This window comes from Enterobacter quasihormaechei (genome assembly GCF_004331385.1).
Taxonomy (GTDB): Bacteria; Pseudomonadota; Gammaproteobacteria; order Enterobacterales; family Enterobacteriaceae; genus Enterobacter; species Enterobacter quasihormaechei.
This window is the reverse complement of record NZ_SJON01000014.1, coordinates 18,185-35,260: the sequence shown is the minus strand read 5'-3', so window position 1 is coordinate 35,260 and position 17,076 is coordinate 18,185. Positions and strand designations below refer to the sequence as shown.

General features: G+C 51.2%; 17 protein-coding genes. 10 read left to right on the top strand and 7 right to left on the bottom strand.

Going from position 1 to position 17,076, the window contains the following annotated elements; translation table 11 throughout:
- The first annotated feature begins 68 nt into the window (after positions 1-68).
- Entirely contained in the window at positions 69-1,718 is a 1,650-nt protein-coding gene (locus E0L16_RS16610) for a methyl-accepting chemotaxis protein (RefSeq protein ID WP_131637454.1), read from the top strand.
- Between the two features lie 80 nt (positions 1,719-1,798).
- Here the strand turns inward: E0L16_RS16610 and E0L16_RS16605 are convergent, their stop codons facing one another.
- A complete protein-coding gene (locus tag E0L16_RS16605; RefSeq protein WP_131637452.1) occupies positions 1,799-2,764 on the bottom strand; it encodes a DMT family transporter in 966 nt (321 codons plus the stop codon).
- Positions 2,765-3,073: 309 nt separating this feature from the next.
- Here E0L16_RS16605 and E0L16_RS16600 point away from each other — a divergent pair, with 309 nt between their 5' ends.
- Complete coding sequence (locus tag E0L16_RS16600) at positions 3,074-3,682, top strand: hypothetical protein (protein WP_131637450.1); 609 nt, start codon at positions 3,074-3,076, stop codon at positions 3,680-3,682.
- A gap of 9 nt (positions 3,683-3,691) precedes the next feature.
- Here E0L16_RS16600 and E0L16_RS16595 read toward each other — a convergent pair whose 3' ends face one another.
- Complete coding sequence (locus E0L16_RS16595; RefSeq protein WP_131637448.1) at positions 3,692-7,189, bottom strand: ATP-binding protein; 3,498 nt, start codon at positions 7,187-7,189, stop codon at positions 3,692-3,694.
- Positions 7,186-7,791 carry a response regulator transcription factor gene (locus E0L16_RS16590; protein ID WP_023305307.1) on the bottom strand — a complete coding sequence of 202 codons (606 nt, stop codon included), beginning with the start codon at positions 7,789-7,791 and terminating at the stop codon, positions 7,186-7,188. The genes E0L16_RS16595 and E0L16_RS16590 overlap by 4 nt, the downstream gene beginning before the upstream one ends.
- Before the next feature lie 434 nt (positions 7,792-8,225).
- Between E0L16_RS16590 and E0L16_RS22065 the strand changes: the two genes are divergently transcribed.
- A complete protein-coding gene (locus tag E0L16_RS22065) occupies positions 8,226-8,402 on the top strand; it encodes a hypothetical protein (RefSeq protein WP_165498419.1) in 177 nt (58 codons plus the stop codon).
- A 416-nt stretch (positions 8,403-8,818) separates the two neighbouring features.
- The gene (locus E0L16_RS16585; protein WP_023305310.1) at positions 8,819-9,178 is read left to right on the top strand and encodes a DUF4156 domain-containing protein; all 360 of its coding nucleotides are present in this window, start codon (positions 8,819-8,821) and stop codon (positions 9,176-9,178) included.
- A gap of 21 nt (positions 9,179-9,199) precedes the next feature.
- On the opposite strand, the gene E0L16_RS16580 is transcribed toward E0L16_RS16585, so the two are convergent.
- Complete coding sequence (locus tag E0L16_RS16580; RefSeq protein ID WP_131637446.1) at positions 9,200-10,051, bottom strand: AraC family transcriptional regulator; 852 nt, start codon at positions 10,049-10,051, stop codon at positions 9,200-9,202.
- Between the two features lie 81 nt (positions 10,052-10,132).
- The gene (locus E0L16_RS16575) at positions 10,133-10,981 is read right to left on the bottom strand and encodes an SDR family oxidoreductase (RefSeq protein WP_131637444.1); all 849 of its coding nucleotides are present in this window, start codon (positions 10,979-10,981) and stop codon (positions 10,133-10,135) included.
- 84 nt (positions 10,982-11,065) lie between these two features.
- Between E0L16_RS16575 and E0L16_RS16570 the strand changes: the two genes are divergently transcribed.
- Entirely contained in the window at positions 11,066-11,452 is a 387-nt protein-coding gene (locus tag E0L16_RS16570; protein WP_063867172.1) for a winged helix-turn-helix transcriptional regulator, read from the top strand.
- Between the two features lie 66 nt (positions 11,453-11,518).
- Here E0L16_RS16570 and E0L16_RS16565 read toward each other — a convergent pair whose 3' ends face one another.
- Positions 11,519-13,462 carry a bifunctional 2',3'-cyclic-nucleotide 2'-phosphodiesterase/3'-nucleotidase gene (locus tag E0L16_RS16565; protein ID WP_131637442.1) on the bottom strand — a complete coding sequence of 648 codons (1,944 nt, stop codon included), beginning with the start codon at positions 13,460-13,462 and terminating at the stop codon, positions 11,519-11,521.
- 190 nt (positions 13,463-13,652) lie between these two features.
- Here E0L16_RS16565 and cysQ point away from each other — a divergent pair, with 190 nt between their 5' ends.
- Entirely contained in the window at positions 13,653-14,393 is a 741-nt protein-coding gene (gene cysQ, locus E0L16_RS16560) for a 3'(2'),5'-bisphosphate nucleotidase CysQ (RefSeq protein WP_015572488.1), read from the top strand.
- Here cysQ and E0L16_RS16555 read toward each other — a convergent pair.
- A complete protein-coding gene (locus tag E0L16_RS16555) occupies positions 14,387-14,944 on the bottom strand; it encodes a YtfJ family protein (protein WP_131637440.1) in 558 nt (185 codons plus the stop codon). The two genes, cysQ and E0L16_RS16555, sit on opposite strands and share 7 nt — an antisense overlap.
- A gap of 324 nt (positions 14,945-15,268) precedes the next feature.
- On the opposite strand from E0L16_RS16555, the gene E0L16_RS16550 reads away from it, so the two are divergent.
- The 4 genes from E0L16_RS16550 to E0L16_RS16535 all read left to right on the top strand — a co-directional run bounded on the left by E0L16_RS16550 (position 15,269) and on the right by E0L16_RS16535 (position 17,033).
- Positions 15,269-15,475, top strand: a complete 207-nt coding sequence (locus tag E0L16_RS16550; protein ID WP_003856054.1) for a DUF1107 domain-containing protein — start codon at positions 15,269-15,271, stop codon at positions 15,473-15,475.
- 268 nt (positions 15,476-15,743) lie between these two features.
- The gene (locus tag E0L16_RS16545) at positions 15,744-16,235 is read left to right on the top strand and encodes an Hcp family type VI secretion system effector (protein ID WP_131637506.1); all 492 of its coding nucleotides are present in this window, start codon (positions 15,744-15,746) and stop codon (positions 16,233-16,235) included.
- On the top strand, positions 16,232-16,648 hold the full coding sequence (locus E0L16_RS16540) for a polymorphic toxin type 44 domain-containing protein (protein WP_131637438.1): 417 nt from the start codon (positions 16,232-16,234) through the stop codon (positions 16,646-16,648). Before E0L16_RS16545 ends, E0L16_RS16540 begins: the two co-directional genes overlap by 4 nt.
- A complete protein-coding gene (locus E0L16_RS16535; protein WP_131637435.1) occupies positions 16,626-17,033 on the top strand; it encodes a hypothetical protein in 408 nt (135 codons plus the stop codon). The genes E0L16_RS16540 and E0L16_RS16535 overlap by 23 nt, the downstream gene beginning before the upstream one ends.
- Positions 17,034-17,076: the final 43 nt, after the last annotated feature.

Here is a 17,076-nt window from a genome sequence, read left to right as displayed (position 1 = left end):
AGTAAACAACCTGCCGCACGTGCCGATAGATACAGGTCAGACAATACCTGCATATCAAAAGGCAACGCATGTTTAAACGTATAAAAGTCATTACTCTTCTCATCTCGGTGCTGCTCGTGCTCGGCATCATGCAGCTGATCTCAGCTGGCATTTTCATTAATGCGCTCAATAACGATAAAGAGAACTTCACCGTTTCTCAGCTTTCCAGCCAGAACGTCGCGGAGTTTACCGACGCCTGGATCAGCCTTAACCAGGCGCGCGTTACCCTCAACCGCGGCATGCTGCGTCTGCAAAGCAGCATGGCATCTCAGATTAACGGCGGGCAGCTGAACGAGCTGGTCAATACCGCGAAAAATCTGCTGGCCGATGCCCAGACCCATTACGATAAATACTACGCGCTGCCGGAAACGCCGGGCATGGACGAGCACCTGGCCGACAGGCTTGAAGAGCAGTATCGCATCTACTCCGCCACGCTGACGCAGATGAACGTTCTGCTGAGTCAGGGCAACCTGGAAGAGATGTTTAAACAAAATGCCGAACACAAGCAGACCGCGATGCAAAAGGTCTACCGCGAATGGCGCGAGGCGCAGGCCGCGCTCACCGACAAAGGCATCAAGGACAATGAAAGCGACTACAAGCGGATTTTGTGGATCCTTTCTGCGGTCATGCTGCTGGTGGTAGCCGTCATTATCTCCAGCTGGATTGCCATGCGCCGCGTGCTGCTGCTGCCGCTGGAAGAGGTGATCAACCACATCCGCGCCATTGCGGCAGGCGATTTAACCCAGCCGATTCACGCTGAGGGTAAAAACGAAATGGCGATCCTGGCGCGTAACGTTCAGGAGATGCAAACCGCGCTGGCGAATACGGTGGGCGTGGTGCGCGAAGGCGCAGATACAATCTACACCGGCGCGGGTGAAATCTCGGCGGGCAGTAACGATCTCTCTTCCCGTACCGAGCAGCAGGCCGCCTCCCTGGAAGAGACGGCAGCCAGCATGGAGCAGCTAACCGCTACCGTGAAGCAAAACGCCGATAACGCGCGTCAGGCGTCGCGTCTGGCGCTGGATGCCTCTTCCACCGCGAAGAAGGGCGGAAACGTGGTCGAGGGCGTAGTGCGTACGATGGATGAAATCGCCACCAGCTCCAGCAAGATTGCGCAGATCACCAACGTGATTGACGGTATCGCCTTCCAGACCAACATTCTGGCGCTGAACGCGGCGGTCGAAGCGGCGCGTGCGGGCGAACAGGGGCGGGGCTTCGCGGTTGTCGCGGGCGAGGTGCGTACCCTTGCACAGCGCAGCGCACAGGCGGCGAAAGAGATCAAAGCGCTGATCGATGATTCCGGCGATCGCGTTAACGCGGGCTCTCAACTGGTGAATGAAGCGGGGGCGACGATGGCGGAGATCGTCAATGCGGTTACGCGCGTGACGGACATCATGGGCGAGATTGCCTCAGCCTCCGACGAGCAGAGCCGCGGTATCGATCAGGTGGGCCAGGCGGTAGCGGAGATGGATCGCGTTATCCAGCAGAACGCCTCGCTGGTGGAAGAGTCTGCGGCAGCGGCAGCGGCGCTGGAAGATCAGGCTGCGCGCCTGAACGAAGCGGTGGCGGTATTTAAGATCACCCGCAACCAGGCAGTAAAAGCCGCGCCCGTGAAGGCTTACGCGCCTAAGGCGCAGCCCGTAGCAACGGCGTCTGAAGCGAACTGGGAAACGTTCTGACATTGTGCCGGGTGGCGCTGACGCTTACCCGGCCTACGGTTTTGTAGGCCCTGCAAGCGAAGCGCCGCTGGGCGAAAAGCTCACCCCTCCGACGCCGGAAAGACCCTCGGTTTTTCCGGCTTCGCTCTCACCGCAATCACCACCCCAACGACCAGCAGCGCGATCCCGCAGGCCGTTAACAGCGGCGGCATGCTCTGGCGCATCAGGAAGGTATAGAGCAGCCCGGCCAGCGTCTCAAAGACAATCAGCGGCCCTAATATCACCGTCGGCAGCTTCTGGCTGGCAATGTTCCAGCACAGCGCGCCCACCCACGAACACAGCACGGCAATGGCAACCATTAACCCGACGAATACCCACGGGCGCGGTCCGAAGGGCAGGGCGAAATCCGGATGCTCGCTACCCAGCCAGACACACGCACCCGCATAGCCCAGCAGCGAGACGGGAAGCGTGACCAGCGCCTGCGCCGTGGCCCACATCATTGGATGCTTATCCGGGTTTTCCCGCAGCCAGCGTGCGTTGCGCAGGGCATACCAGGCCCAGCACACAACTGAAATAACCGCCAGAAAGATCCCTGAACCGTAACGCCACATGCTGAAATTTTCCAGACCATGGCGAAGTTCGGCAATATTCACGCAAGCCAGCCCCACGGCGATGCATACCAGCGCGGGCACTATTTTTGACCACGCCAGTTTGCCGTCACGCTGGCTGTACAGCAGGTTCGCGAACACAGGAATGACGACCGGCAGCGTGCCGATAATCATGGTGGAAACCGGCGCGCCGGTGCGCTGAATGGCGCTGGCCAGGCAGACGTAGTAGATCAGGTTGCCCATCATCGTCAGCGCCAGCGCGGTGAGCCAGTCCTGGCGACTCAGCTGGCGCAGACGCGCACGCCCCAGCCATGCCAGCGGCACGGCAATCAGCCCCAGCGCCAGATAGCGTCCGGTTGACTGCAATATCGCCGGGTACTCCGGCACTATCAGCGGGCCGACGAAAATCAGTCCCCACATCAACCCTGCAAGCAGAGCATACAACACGCCGCTAATCATCTTTCCGTCCACAGTAATACATGTTGTAGCCAGTGTAGGAGGCACAGATGCGTGCGTATTGTATGAGGTTGCGCATTAGCGCGCAGGGAACGTAAAGACATGGGGCCAAAGCGTCAGCCGCCAGGATACTTTTCCCGTGGTTTCAGTTTAATCCTACAAGACATACCTATAAGACCTACAGGCTTCGAAAGACGGTGTGATTACTATAGTCGACGGATTTTTACGACCACGGCATAACGTCGGTTTTCATATCCTGCCATCAATGACGTGGGACGATGAGAACGATCGGCCTATTTTACAGGAAAGAAGATGCAGGAAGTCATTTGGTCCGAACAGGTGATGCTGGCAGGGCGTTCCCGTATTTCTATCAGCGGAGCCAATAATGTATTTTGTTCCGCGCTGGTGGTGCTGTTCAGGAATATTATTTCGCCAGACATTATTACCATGCCAGAGATCCAGGTGCAGGTCTTTGTCGGAATGACGCTGCCACAGGTGTTCGTATGGCGGATGAAGGAGAATGCGGCAATGGAAGGGAAGAGCCCTCGTATTGTTTTCTGTACCGATTCTTGCTTCCGAATGCTGTCAGGGACCAGCGGATATGAACGAACGCTGTTCATTACTCCAGATACCCGCATTTATGCGGTGGCTGAAATAATCAGACGCTGGATTGCCGGTTACGCCTCGCACGCTTCGGACAACGTTCTGCCTCTGCTCACGCGATGTGATAACCGAACCATGCAAATGCTGGAAAAAGATATCCCCCTTCCTCTTGAGGCCAGACGGCTCTTTCGCTCGGTAAAAACGCTTTATTGTCAGCGCGCTTTACTGTCGGACCGGATCGGGACGCACAGCCGTCAGGAATTATATCTAAAAGCGCGTCTGATACTCAGTCAAAGCCAGGCTTTAGCGCTTCGTTAGGCTCAAGGTTCATGACGAGAGATCGCTTACCGCATCTTCAAGACGTAGCGCAAGCTGAAGGCAGAGGCTGATGGTTTTCCTGTCTGCGGCTTCTTCCAGTTCAGTACATAAGTCAGCCAGCGCATCGTTCTTCAGAAGATAAAAACCGCCTTTCATCAGGTGAGCAAGTTCGGCGATCTGCAAGAAATCTTCCGCGCTGATAGCGTCGTGCAAATCGCTGATGGTGACGTCGAGATGCGCTAAGCAGGAGTTAAATACATGCTGGTCGACCCGATCTTCCGCTTTTGCGCATGCGTTCGTGGCGGGCTGGATAGCGCTGGCAAATTTGCTCAATGCGAGGGATAGGGTTTTGAGCGAAACGGGTTTAAAGAGGCATTCCGTCATCCCGGCCTGAAGACAGGCTCCTCTTTGTTCATCGCGGGCATCAGCCGTCAGGCCGATAATTACAGTATCGCTGTTTTCCTTACGGATTAATTTTGTCAGCTCAATTCCTGAGATATACGGCATATTACAGTCAGTGATAATAATCTCGGCACCGGTGCTTCTCCACTGAGCATATGCGTCACGAGGATCGCTACATTCGATCACGACGTAGCCAAGGTATGACAGCTGCTTATTTAACAGCATGAGATTTGGGTAAAAATCATCAACGACAAGAACGGTGGCTGAGCTGTTTTGAGGCTGGATATCTATAACCTCTGCCGCAGCACGCTTGCTCTTCTGTTGGCTTACGCCCACTTTTAACGTAATGTCGACTCGGGTTCCCACGCCTGGTTGACTATGAAGTTGTATGCCGCCACCCAAAGCTTCACAAAGCCGGCGAGAGATGAGGAGTCCAAGCCCGGAGCCTGACTGATGAGAATAGCCGTTAATATCAGCCTGGGAAAAAGGTCGGAATAATGTCTGTTGCCCTTCAGGCGATATACCGCAGCCCGTATCCGTTATGGCAATTTGCAGCAGGGCGACGTCTGTGACTTGAGAATTAACGCCTTCTACTGCGACACGCACTTCGCCTTCATTCGTGAATTTGATGGCATTACTGATGATATTGCTGACAACCTGTCTGAACCGAAGCTCATCTGTTGTCACAATGATGTCGTCGAGCTCCGCTGGATATAGGAGCACAAGCTCGATACCTTTGTTGAACGCGCCAGGCCTGAATAAGGAGATAATCTGTTCAATGGTTTTTCTGAGCTCCATTTCTGCATAATGAATAACCAGTTTGTCAGATTCAATCATGGAAATATCAAGGATATTACCAATAAGTTCCTGTAGTACGTTTGACGAAGAATAGGCGACGTCGAATGCGGTACTGTCTATGATTCCATCGTGGAGTTTTTTTGTTCCAAGCTCCAGCATACCGATAATGGCATTCAGAGGCGTTCTAATTTCATGGCTCATGGTGGCAAGAAAAGTGGATTTTGCTACATTCGCCCTTTCAGATTCCTTCCTGGCTGCTCTAAGGCTCTCTTCCATTTCGATTCTCGACGTGATGTCAATCCAGCCGCCAATAACGCCATTTACGCGGCCTTCGGCATCCAGGAATGGCACCATCCAGTGATATATCACGGCATCAGGGCGCCCATCGCTGAATGTAATTTCCCGATCTTTCGATATTGATACCTTGTCCCGTAACACGCTGAAGAAATCCTGGCGGTATGCTTCAAGAGACGAAAGATGTAAGGCCGTTGTATTTTCAAACTCAGCCTGACTAAAGGCGTATTCCTGTTCGATATGGAAATCTTTTAAAGCTTCCGTATAGGCCTCATTAAACGATATGAGCTCTGCATCTTTATTACGAACATACAGGGGATTCGGCGTGCCGTTGATAAGCGCGTTTGTCAAAGCCAGCTGATCGTCCAGTTTTCTCTGGGTCCGCTGTGCATGTCGAACGTGCTTTCGAAGGACAAGCGCCCAGCCGGTGGAAATCATGCCCAGCAGGAGAAGGACTATTACCGTGTAGAGGATGGCGGTTTTGTTTGCTTCGATGAAACTTGTTTTTGAGGGCGCGGCGGTCCATTTCGTGGTGATATCGTCGAGTTCAGATCCGGCGAGGTTCTTTAATGATTTATTGATTATTTCATACAAAATTTCATTGTGCGCGGAAATGCCCAGGGAAAGTTTGGCAAAATTTCCATCAACTATATCGTCTATGGCCAGGGAATATTGATGCGTGTGTGTGTAATAATTAGCGGAGACAAAATTATCAAGTACGGCATCGACTTTGTTACTGCTTAATAAATCATAGGCAGCTGCCGTCGAAGATACAGGCACAACGGTATACGAAGTGAGATCATAACCCTCGAGATGATTAACATCCATAAAAGTCGCGATCCGGCGAGCGCGCGTAGGCAATTTTTTTAGGCTCTCACCGTGACGAGTAACGAAAACAAGAGGAAACTGAATGAAGCTTCGGGTAAACCGATATCGCGTATCGGTGTTGTATACGGAGCTGGCAAAGCCCACGATCTCATCAGGATTAATGTTCTTTGATGACGGGTTTTCTGGCAAAAATGCAAACGTGACGTTAAGCATTTTGCCAATCAGACTAAAGACATCAGGGATGATGCCAGTAAACGTCCCGTTAGCATACTCTGAAAAAGGTGGCGCGGTTGTTGGCAGCTGAACATAAAACTGCTTCTTACCTTGTAACCACCGGGCTTCCTTTTCGGTGAGATATTGTGGTGAACCCGGCGTGATAAAATCACTTGATTTATCCCAGCCCCTTATGAATTCTGACAGATCTGACTGGGATATCTTTTGTAGCCCGGATTCTATGATTTGTCTGGTTTTTATATCAGAGTTACGTATTGCGAAGTATACTTTTCCTTCTGCCTGGTTAATGGTATTAAGCTGGCGACTGACGTGAAGAGTATTGAAAACGCTATTGTTATAAAAATAACCAGCACTTATTGCATCACCCACATAGATATCGTTTTTATGGAGGGCGACAGAGGCAAGCGCATTCAGTACGGAATCGTAGCGGTTTATTTTTGCTTCAGGATAGCGCTCTTTTATAAACTCATCAGAAATAAACCGATCAACGGTGGCAATCGTCTCGTAATCTTTTGTATCGGGTTTATTTTCAGCGGGTGCGATTTCAACTATTTTATTCGTTGAAATAACCGGGAGATAAGAATACCTGGATTTTTTCGTTTCAGTTACCGGGCCAGTGGTCGTGATCGCATCAATAGACCCTTCTGCCAGCGCGTCAAAAGCAGCGACAGCGTTATCGAAAAGGGTGACAGAGAAATGGATATCCGAATTATTACGGATTGTCCGCAGTATGTCGGCATTGATCCCATCAAGGTATTCGCCATTAATAACGATATCGAAAGGCGGATAATCGGGTCTGTAAACACCCACCTTCAGAGATTGCTTATAAAAACGCTGGATGGTTGTATCGGGGTAAAGTTCCAGAGACAGAGATTTGTCACTCAGTGGTTCCGCACAGGCGTACAATGGCAATAAAATAAGCAGCAGCTTAAAGTGAACCCATCGCTTCATTCAATCTTTTCTCTTTTAGCAATCTCGATCAAATCAACCAGTGTCGTAACGCCCATTTTTGTCATTATCCGGGTTTTATAGGTACTGATTGTTTTGCTGCTCAGGCACATGCTGTCTGCTATTTCAATATTTTTCATTCCAGCAATGATTTTACGCAGTACCTCTAGTTCGCGGTTTGTCAGTGAGGATGATTTTCTTGATGTAAAATTGTTGGCATAGCTTATATTTGGAAAAAATGTAAAACCAGAATTGATGGCTTTTATCGCTGCTGAAACATCTTCCATACCCTCATTCTTTGTCAAAAACCCAGACACGCCGGACATCATGCATCTGCTGGCATAGAGTTCCGCTGACTGTGAGGTGAACACCAGGATTTTTGTATTAATCTCTGCTTTTCGCACCGCCGCGATAACCGACATCCCATCCATGTTAGGAATACCAATATCCAGTATGACGATATTGTATTTCCCTTTTTTTATCTGGTTTATAGCCTGCGCACCGTTATCACATTCATCCACATGAGTGAAGCCTATCTTTTCTAATGTCATTTTCAATGCCATGCGGACTGAAGGATGATCGTCTACAACAAGTGCGGTTTTCATACTAACCCTTAATATAATCGGCAAGCGATGCATTATTCTGATGTTAACGCATTAGCCTGGTTCATTCCACTGGTGCGGCGACAAACTGGCTGTAGGTTGAACCCGTGCAGTCAGTTCATTTCAAAATCAGACTTCACCAAAGCAACCTGAATACGTAAATGTATATAACCTATTGAATAACAGGATATTAAATCGTTCTGTTTACTAGTTACTTAACGCTCAGTATAGCCATTTTTACTACAGAACGAGGTGTGCCTTTTCGCTTTCACGTGTAAGGTTTTTCCTCTTTTTATCGTCACTGACTGATTTCCGTAACACGCAACTCTCCACGCAGGATTGTGGGACTTTTCCTACGTACATTGTCGCCAACGCTGATGTTATCCATTCGCATGGTAAAATAAAATACAGTCAGTTCGATGTTGACAGGAAAACAAATGAAATTACATTTTTTAAAAAATGCGCTACTGCTGCTTTCAATAACGCTTTTTACCGGCTGTACGGCTAATTCATGGATTGATGCGGTTGGAAGTGTGTTAGAGGAGAAAGACAAATATGATAAAGACTCGCGATCCAAAAGAATTAAGGCTGCCAATAAAGCAGCAGGCTACTAGATTATTTCAGGCGTGGTAAGCGTTTTTGATAGTTTTTCATTTTTTATCTGCACCGCCTTAATAGCCACAGCGAGGTGGCGATTATGTTTGTCTTACGATCGAACGCTGTTGTAATAATTGTGATCAAACTATTTTTAGTCTGCTTAATGACGGTGTTTGCACTAATGGTTGTAAACCCAAGCGCGAGCTTTGGCAACGGGAGTAATGAGGAAATCAATGAAAGCGAAGACCATTATCGTGCTCACGATTTAGCCCGGCAAAAACCAGTTTTATTTGTGACCGGCTTTAGATGAGGAATTATAATTCTTGAGTTGAATGTAACATTACTCTATTATTGATGCGCTATTTGAGCGATCGCGCGTGTATAACATACATGCCTGATAACTCATTTTATTTCAAAGGGATAAAATAAAGACATGAAAAAAAGAGCGATAGTATTATTCAGTATGGCGTTAACCGCATGCTCAGCAAATAACTTGAACCAAGGCGCTGAACGGGTACGTATTACTAATACTGAACCAACCGGCAATTGTACATTCCTGGGTGAAGTGACGGGCAGCCAGGGAAACTTCTTCACGGGTGGATGGACGTCAAACTCTAATCTTGAGACTGGCGCACGTAATGATTTAAAAAACCAGGCTTACAGTATGGGGGGTAACGTTGTCGTTATCCTTACGCAGCGAGCAGGGCAGACCGGGAGCGCCTACTTCGGCTCAGGTTCCAGCCAACAAACTAACGTCACGCTAAGCGGCACAGTGTATCGCTGCAATAACTGATAAATAATCTAAGCACAGTATTTAACGTGCAATAAAGCCCTGAGCCGTTAAGCGCGGCGAAACCTGCTTCTGGTAACGCACGGGCGTAATGCCGTAGCGGCGGGTAAAGGCGCGGGTCAGGTGAGACTGATCGGTCAGCCCCGTTGCGGCGGCGACTTCGGCGGCAGGCATGCCGTGAGTGAGAAACGCCTTGGCGCGCCACAGGCGAATCGCCATCAGCATCTGGTGTGGCGTAACGTGGAAATGGGCTTTGAACTGGCGCTGGAAATGGTACGGACTGAGCGAAACGACGCTCGCCAGCTCGTCCAGGGTGAGCGCGCGCATATAGTTGTCGTGCAGATAGTCGCGAACGCGCTCGAAGCGGTGCGCGCCCTCCCGGGCTACCGGCGCATGACGGGCCAGCGGCTGGAACGTCTCAATCAGATCCAGCAGCAATCCTTTCTGTGCCAGCGGATCGTCCGTGTGCCACAGGCCATAAATCAACTGGCCTATCTGTTGCGAGCGCAGCGGATCGTGACGCGTGACGTCGCTAAACCACCAGTGGCGCAGGCCGGTGACTTCTTCCAGCAGGTCGGGTTCGATATAGACCATCCGGTAGCGCCAGCCGCCTTCGGTGGCGGATTCGCCGGTGTGGATCTCGTCCGGGTTCATGGTCACGACGGATTTTTCCGCGGCAAGATGCTGGGTACCGCGATAGCGGAAGCGTTCGGCGCCGGTTTCAATGGTGCCGATGCCAAACGCTTCGTGAGTGTGCGGCTCGAAGGCGTAGTCAGAGATATGGGCGTGATAAAGCTCCAGACCCGGCAGCTGCGCCAGATGGCGAAAGCGCGCGCTGTCTCTCTCATCAATAAACTGTTCCGGTACGCCTTGCACGGTGAGCCTCCTCGTGGGTCATCGCCTCATTATCAGAGATGACCCGAAGGGATGCCACCAAAAATAACTAATTCTTAACAATTACAGAATTGCTTTGATGCTCTCCGCCAGCGGCGTGGTCGGGCGACCGATCAGTTTGCTCAGGGTACGGCTGTCGTCAAACAGGCCGCCTTTGGACGCGCCGGTATCGGAATCCGCCAGCATATCCGCCAGCCCGGCAGGCAGGCCAGCGCCCTTCAGCGCGGCGGCGAAGTCCGCTTCGCTCAGGTTCTGATACGCCACCGGCTTGCCGCTCAGTCTGCTCAGCTCCGCCGTCAGTTCGCTCAGCGTCCAGGCACTGTCGCCCGCCAGTTCATACACCTTGCCGGCATGACCCTCTTCAGAAATCACTTTCGCTGCCGCCGCCGCGTAATCCGCACGGGTCGCCGAGGCAATTTTGCCTTCACCTGCGGCACCAATAAATACGCCGTGCTCCAGGGCAGGCGGCACGCTCGCAAGATAGTTTTCGGTATACCAGCCGTTGCGCAGCAGGGTGTAAGGTACGCCGGATTCAGCCAGCGCTTTCTCGGTTTCTACGTGTTCAACGTGCAGACCCAGCGGGGAGGTATCCGCATGCAGCAGGCTGGTGTAGGCGATAAGTTTCACCCCAGCGGCTTTGGCGGCGTTAATCACGTTCTGATGCTGTGCGGCGCGCTGGCCCACTTCGCTGGAGGAGATAAGCAGCAGCTTATCCACGCCGTTCAGGGCGGTGGTGAACGCGGCCTGGTCGGTATAGTCCGCCTGACGTACCACCATTCCCCGCTGGCTTAAGGCGTCGGCTTTTGCCGGGTTACGCACAATAGCCACGATCTGGCTGGCCGGAACGGTTTTCAGCAGTTCTTCAATAACGAGTTGGCCAAGCTGGCCGGTTGCGCCGGTAATCGCGATCATGATGAATCTCCTTCGTGTTTGTCTGGTGTTGTGGCACACTATCACCATCACTAACTTTTAGTAAGTACGCACAAAAAGGTAAGTATGAAAACAACGGTACCGACGCTCAGCGAGCAAATGCGCGATGGCAACCTCTTTGCGGAACAGTGTCCATCAAGGGAGGTGCTCAAACACGTTACCAGCCGCTGGGGCGTGCTGATCCTGGTGGCATTGCGTCAGGGCACGCATCGCTTCAGCGACCTGCGCCGCAAGATGGGCGGTGTCAGCGAGAAAATGCTGGCCCAGTCGCTCCAGGCGCTGGAGCAGGACGGGTTTGTTAACCGCGTTTCTTATCCGGTTGTGCCGCCGCACGTGGAGTATAGTCTGACCCCGATGGGTATCGAGGTCAGCGAGAAAGTCGCCGCGCTGGCGGACTGGATTGAGGTGAATACGCCGCAGGTGATGGCGAACCGGGATGAGCGTGCGGCGTAAAAGCCGGGAGGCGCGCAAACCCCGATCCCGTAGGCCGGCTAAGCGAAGCGCCAGCCGGCAATTACACTACTTGCTCAAATCCACCTGATAAATCGCGAACCCGATATCATCCGTCGCGACCTTTTTCATCGGATACTGCGCGTTATCCCTGATAAACGCGGCGGCTTTATCGGACGGTGATGTCTCAAAGCGAATATCCAGCGTCGTGTCGCTGTGGATTGGCGCCAGACGCCAGTTGTTGTCCACCGCCGGATGAATTTCACCCGCCTTTTTCGACTCTGCGCTAATCCACGCCGCCAGCACCGAGCGGTTCTCGTCCGGCGAGGCAAAGGCGATGTGGTTATCACCCGTACCGGCAAATTTACCGCCGTAGGCGCGGTAGTTGTTGGTCACCACCAGGAAGGTGGCATTCGGGTCAATGGCCTTGCCGTTGAAGGTCAGGTTTTTAATGCGCTCCGCCTGCGGATTAATGGCCTGGCATTCGCCGTCATATTTCGCGGGCTGGGTAACATCAATCTGATACTTCACGCCGTCGATCACGTCGAAGTTGTAGGTGCGAAAACCGTCCCAGTTAATCAGCGACTGCGGCTTGCTGCTGTGCGGATCGATCTGATTGAACTGCCCGGCAGAGCACTCCAGCCACTCCTTCACCTCTTTTCCCGTGGCTTTCACCACCACGAGGGTGTTGGGATAGAGGTAGAGATCCGCGGCATTACGGAAGGTCAGCTGGCCTTTTTCCACCTCAACGTAGCTGGCCGGATCGTTCTTACGTCCGCCCACTTTGAATGGCGCCGCGGCAGACAGTACCGGCAGATTGGCCAGGTCCGGATCGCCCTGAATATAGTCCTCGACGTAGGCTTTCTGGGCCATGTTGACTACCTGCACGGTCGGATCGTCCTGTACCAGCGCCAGGAAGCTGTACATGTTGTCGGCGGATTTACCGATCGGCTTGCTGACAAATTCACGCGTGGCGTCGTGATCGTGCTTCAGGACGTCGACCAGCGCTTTGTCTTCATTCGCGAGTGATTTTTTGGCCACCGCGTCGTAGATCGGGCGCGCTTCCGCCTTCGACTGGGTGACTTTCCAGCTTCCGCTGTCGTTGTTCAACACCAGATCCACCACCCCGAGGTGATCGCCCCACATCCCCGGCATCACCGCTGGCACGCCGTTGAGCGTGCCTTTTTCAATATCTGCGCCTTTGATGCTGGCGAAGTCTTTACCCGGGAAGACGGCGTGGGCGTGGCCGAACAGGATCGCATCGACGCCCGGTACCTGGCTGAGGTAATACACCGAGTTCTCAGCCATCGCCCGATACGGATCTGCCGACAGGCCTGAGTGGGCCACCACCACCACCACGTCCGCGCCTTTCGCACGCATTTCCGGCACGTATTTGCGCGCCGTTTCGGTAATGTCGTTGACGGTCACTTTCCCGTCGAGGTTGGCTTTATCCCACGTCATGATTTGCGGCGGTACAAAGCCGATATAGCCGATTTTCAGCGTCTGTTTTTTACCGTCCTTATCGACCACCTCGGTCTCTTTAATCACGTAAGGGGTAAAAAGCGGCTTCTCCGTCTTAATGTCGATGATATTGGCGTTAACGTACGGGAACGTTGCGCCTGCCAGCGCGTCGTGCAGGTATTTCAGACCGTAGTTAAATTCGTGATTGCCGAGGTTGCCGACGGCATAGTCCAGCGTATTCATTGCCTTATAAACAGGATGGATCTCGCCTTTCTTCAGCCCCTTCGCCGCCATATAGTCGCCGAGCGGGCTGCCCTGAATGAGATCGCCGTTGTCCACCAGCACGCTGTTTTTTACTTCACCGCGGGCGGCGTTGATTAAACTTGCCGTACGTACCAGTCCGAATTTTTCGACAGGCGTATCTTTGTAGTAATCGAAGTCCATCATGTTGCCGTGCAGATCGGTCGTTTCCAGAATACGGAGATCCACCGTCGCTGCCTGAACGCTGGCCGCAATCAGCGTTGCCAGGAGCGTTGCGCTAAACTTAATCATCTGAGGAGTCCTTTTTTCGATCCAAGCCACAAAAGAATATGTATGTAGTATTTGTTGCTTACAGAAGTGTGAATGCTGCCAGAAAAAAGAGCGCTGAAACCAGAATTGCTTCACAGATAGCGGAATTGTTCACATTACGATATAACTAAAACAATAAGTTATGCCCACTGCGTTAACGAAGAGGTGGAGAATGTTAGATAAAATTTGTCAGCTCGCACGGGATGCGGGTGATGCCATTATGCAGGTGTACGACGGTGCAAAACCGATGGACGTTGTCAGCAAAGCGGACGACTCTCCGGTGACGGCGGCGGATATCGCGGCGCATGCGGTGATCCTGAAAGGCTTGCAGGCCCTGACGCCGGATATTCCGGTCCTTTCTGAAGAAGCGCCCCAGAGCTGGGACGAACGTCAGCACTGGCAGCGTTACTGGCTGGTCGATCCGCTGGACGGCACGAAAGAGTTCATCAAGCGTAACGGTGAGTTCACCGTCAACATCGCTCTGATTGAAAAAGGAAAGGCGGTGCTCGGCGTGGTCTACGCCCCGGTGATGAAGGTGATGTACAGCGCGGCGGAAGGCAAAGCCTGGAAGGAAGAGTGCGGCGTACGTAAGCAGATCCAGGTGCGCGATGCCCGTCCTCCGCTGGTGGTGATCAGCCGCTCGCACAGCGACAGCGAGCTGGAGGAGTACCTGCAACAGCTGGGCGAACACCAGACGACGTCGATCGGATCGTCGCTGAAGTTCTGCCTGGTGGCAGAAGGGCAGGCGCAGCTGTACCCCCGTTTCGGGCCGACGAACGTCTGGGATACCGCAGCAGGCCACGCCGTTGCCGCAGCGGCGGGCGCGCATGTGCATGACTGGCAGGGTAAGCCGCTGGACTATACCCCGCGCGAGTCATTCCTGAACCCGGGCTTCCGGGTGTCACTCTACTGATCCAGCAGCTTGTGCAGCAGGGCAACCACCTGCTGCACCTCATCCTGCGTCAGCGCCCCGTCTTTAACCCACTGCACGCGGCCCGCTTTATCCAGCACGATAATTGCTGAGCTCTCCTCTTCCAGCTGCCACGCCTTACGCGTCACGCCGTTGCTGTCGACAATAAACTGCGACCACGGATAGAGCTTCTTATTGCTCTCGAGGCTTGAGCGCACAAACATCCCGGAGCCGGGAATCGCATCGTCGGTATTCACGATGGTGGTGGTCTGGTAGCGATCGTGCGGGAGTTTTGCGGTCTTGATCGCCTCCACAAGGGTCGCGTTTTTCTCTTTTGCGGATGTACGTCCGGCAATATGTTGTACAACTCTCACTTTGCCCGCGAGCTGCGCGCTATTCCAGGCTTTATAGCTAAACTTATCATTGTCGAGAATCAATTCTCCCCGGTCAGCAATACCGACCGGCGGAACACGTTCTTCTTTTTCAATGTTGTGTGCGGAAGCCATCAGCGGCAGCAACAGGCAAGCTGCTGCCAGGAGGTTACGTAGGGTCATGGTGTTTCCTTATTGTGAGCAGGTGATCCGACCACTTGGTCATGCGCTTTTAATCATAAGTGCGATCAATGGGCTTTTCCCGCAATCCCGATGCCAGTTTGCGGGCGAACGCACATATCCACGCAAAAACGACGGCATATACTGCTCTGCATCACGCTTTGCAAAGATTATTCTGAATAATTGTAATCAAACGGTAAATAAACTTATGCACACTGGGTAAGTACGAGGTTCTGGTCTATAGTCATTGGGCATCAAAATTTGCGCTCAGGACAGTCGGGCCGATTGTGGCACCGCAAGGGCGTATGATTCGCAGGAGATACAAGAATGAAAATTTTCCAACGCTACAACCCGCTTCAGGTGGCGAAGTACGTGAAGATCCTGTTCCGTGGACGGTTGTATATCAAGGATGTTGGCGCTTTTGAGTTCGATAAGGGCAAAATCCTTATCCCAAAAGTGAAGGACAAACAGCACTTGTCTGTGATGTCCGAAGTCAACCGTCAGGTTATGCGTCTGCAAACTGAGATGGCTTAACCAACGTGCTATGCAGTAGTCGTTAAAAAGACGGCTCCCGATGGGAGCCGTTGATGTTTGTAGCCGTAGTTTCACATATATTCATTTACTAGATATTTCACGCAATCCTTCTGTGATACGGATAAATTTCACTCTCTTCATTAAGTTAATCTAAATTTACTTTTCAGTGTGTAACTGTTGATACAGGACAATAAAGTATTAACTGTTTATTGGTCTTTTCTCGTTACGCAGGAACAATGGTCATCTCAATTTGAAAAGAGGTTTAATGATGGCTATTCCTGCTTATTTATGGCTGAAGGATGATGGTGGTGCGTTAATTAAGGGGGCAGTAGATGTTCAAGGCAGAGAGTCGAGTATAGAGGTTAATGGTTTTTCACATAACGTATCAATTCCTACTGATCCATTGACAGGGAAAATTACAGGAACAAGGAAACATTCAAGCATCATTTTTTTGAAAGAGTTTGATTCCTCGTCTCCCTATCTATTTAAGGCCGTTTGTACAGGCCAGAAATTGATAAGCGCAGAGTTTAAATGGTATCGTATCAATGATGCTGGGCAAGAAGTTGAATATAACAATATGCTTTTGGAGAACGTTACTATTGTTGGGGTTTCACCAATAATGCATGATACAAAAGATGTATTAAAGGAGAAGCATAATCATCATGAATGTGTAGAAGTACGTTATGAAAAAATTACATGGAAACATTGTGACGGGAACCTGCTTTTTTCAGATAGCTGGAATGAAAGGGCTAAACAATGAGATATCCGGTAAGTGCAGTTAATCCTCATCCTCCCTATGATATATCTTCCTTCTCCCCCCTGGGAGTATCTGTTGTCAGCAACATGATGATAGCTCGTTTTCACCGTGGTCCATCAGCGTTAACATATCTTTGGTTTTACAAGCAGGTTCGAGGGCGTGGCCCCTGGGACTATAAAAATCAATTAGGCAGACAATACGAAAATTTCGGCAACTTTCATTATGGAGCGGTGGGTATTGCTGCTGGTATAAAGCCTGAGATATTGCTACGAGGTGCAGGTATCGCTCAAATTCTGGCGGGAACGAGTTCTCCTGATTTTGAGAACTATCAAGGGCCAGATCCTCATGGCGATGATCCTACAGATCAAACATGGATTAGAGCGGGGATAGACTATGCTCAGCGTGCAGGCTTCTAGGAAAAAATGTATTTATATATTACTCATAATCCTGATTTCTTCCTATGCCATATGGCGTACTTTAGATGAATTTCTCTATATTGAGCAAGAAATTATTTACAAAGAAAGTATTGGAAAGCTTTCCGTATTGTATATTACAAAAAGCAATGCGGGAGCTACGACTTCAAATGTGTACAAATACTATTTAGCGTCGTCAAAAATTTCTGGCGAAACTTTTTTAGGCGAGGTCAGGCACGGGTATGCTCCATTTCTGATAACTACAGATCCTGATGCAAAGGTAGAGACTGAAGAAAACGCTATATATATCAAAGTCAGCGGTAAAATTTATTATTTCAGTAATCTATCTTACTCAACTCTTATCTATTTGGATTCATCACCTTTTTAAAAGTTGGCGTGAATCTAGGAGGGTAAAAGAAAGGGCAGCGCAA

Excerpts from the sequence above, each read along its gene's own strand:
- E0L16_RS16610 (WP_131637454.1), top strand. The coding sequence starts at position 69 with ATGTTTAAACGTATAAAAGTCATTACTCTTCTCATCTCGGTGCTGCTC.
- E0L16_RS16605 (WP_131637452.1), bottom strand. The coding sequence starts at position 2,764 with ATGATTAGCGGCGTGTTGTATGCTCTGCTTGCAGGGTTGATGTGGGGA.
- E0L16_RS16600 (WP_131637450.1), top strand. The coding sequence starts at position 3,074 with ATGCAGGAAGTCATTTGGTCCGAACAGGTGATGCTGGCAGGGCGTTCC.
- E0L16_RS16595 (WP_131637448.1), bottom strand. The coding sequence starts at position 7,189 with ATGAAGCGATGGGTTCACTTTAAGCTGCTGCTTATTTTATTGCCATTG.
- E0L16_RS16590 (WP_023305307.1), bottom strand. The coding sequence starts at position 7,791 with ATGAAAACCGCACTTGTTGTAGACGATCATCCTTCAGTCCGCATGGCA.
- E0L16_RS22065 (WP_165498419.1), top strand. The coding sequence starts at position 8,226 with ATGAAATTACATTTTTTAAAAAATGCGCTACTGCTGCTTTCAATAACG.
- E0L16_RS16585 (WP_023305310.1), top strand. The coding sequence starts at position 8,819 with ATGAAAAAAAGAGCGATAGTATTATTCAGTATGGCGTTAACCGCATGC.
- E0L16_RS16575 (WP_131637444.1), bottom strand. The coding sequence starts at position 10,981 with ATGATCGCGATTACCGGCGCAACCGGCCAGCTTGGCCAACTCGTTATT.
- E0L16_RS16570 (WP_063867172.1), top strand. The coding sequence starts at position 11,066 with ATGAAAACAACGGTACCGACGCTCAGCGAGCAAATGCGCGATGGCAAC.
- E0L16_RS16565 (WP_131637442.1), bottom strand. The coding sequence starts at position 13,462 with ATGATTAAGTTTAGCGCAACGCTCCTGGCAACGCTGATTGCGGCCAGC.
- cysQ (WP_015572488.1), top strand. The coding sequence starts at position 13,653 with ATGTTAGATAAAATTTGTCAGCTCGCACGGGATGCGGGTGATGCCATT.
- E0L16_RS16555 (WP_131637440.1), bottom strand. The coding sequence starts at position 14,944 with ATGACCCTACGTAACCTCCTGGCAGCAGCTTGCCTGTTGCTGCCGCTG.
- E0L16_RS16550 (WP_003856054.1), top strand. The coding sequence starts at position 15,269 with ATGAAAATTTTCCAACGCTACAACCCGCTTCAGGTGGCGAAGTACGTG.
- E0L16_RS16545 (WP_131637506.1), top strand. The coding sequence starts at position 15,744 with ATGGCTATTCCTGCTTATTTATGGCTGAAGGATGATGGTGGTGCGTTA.
- E0L16_RS16540 (WP_131637438.1), top strand. The coding sequence starts at position 16,232 with ATGAGATATCCGGTAAGTGCAGTTAATCCTCATCCTCCCTATGATATA.
- E0L16_RS16535 (WP_131637435.1), top strand. The coding sequence starts at position 16,626 with ATGCTCAGCGTGCAGGCTTCTAGGAAAAAATGTATTTATATATTACTC.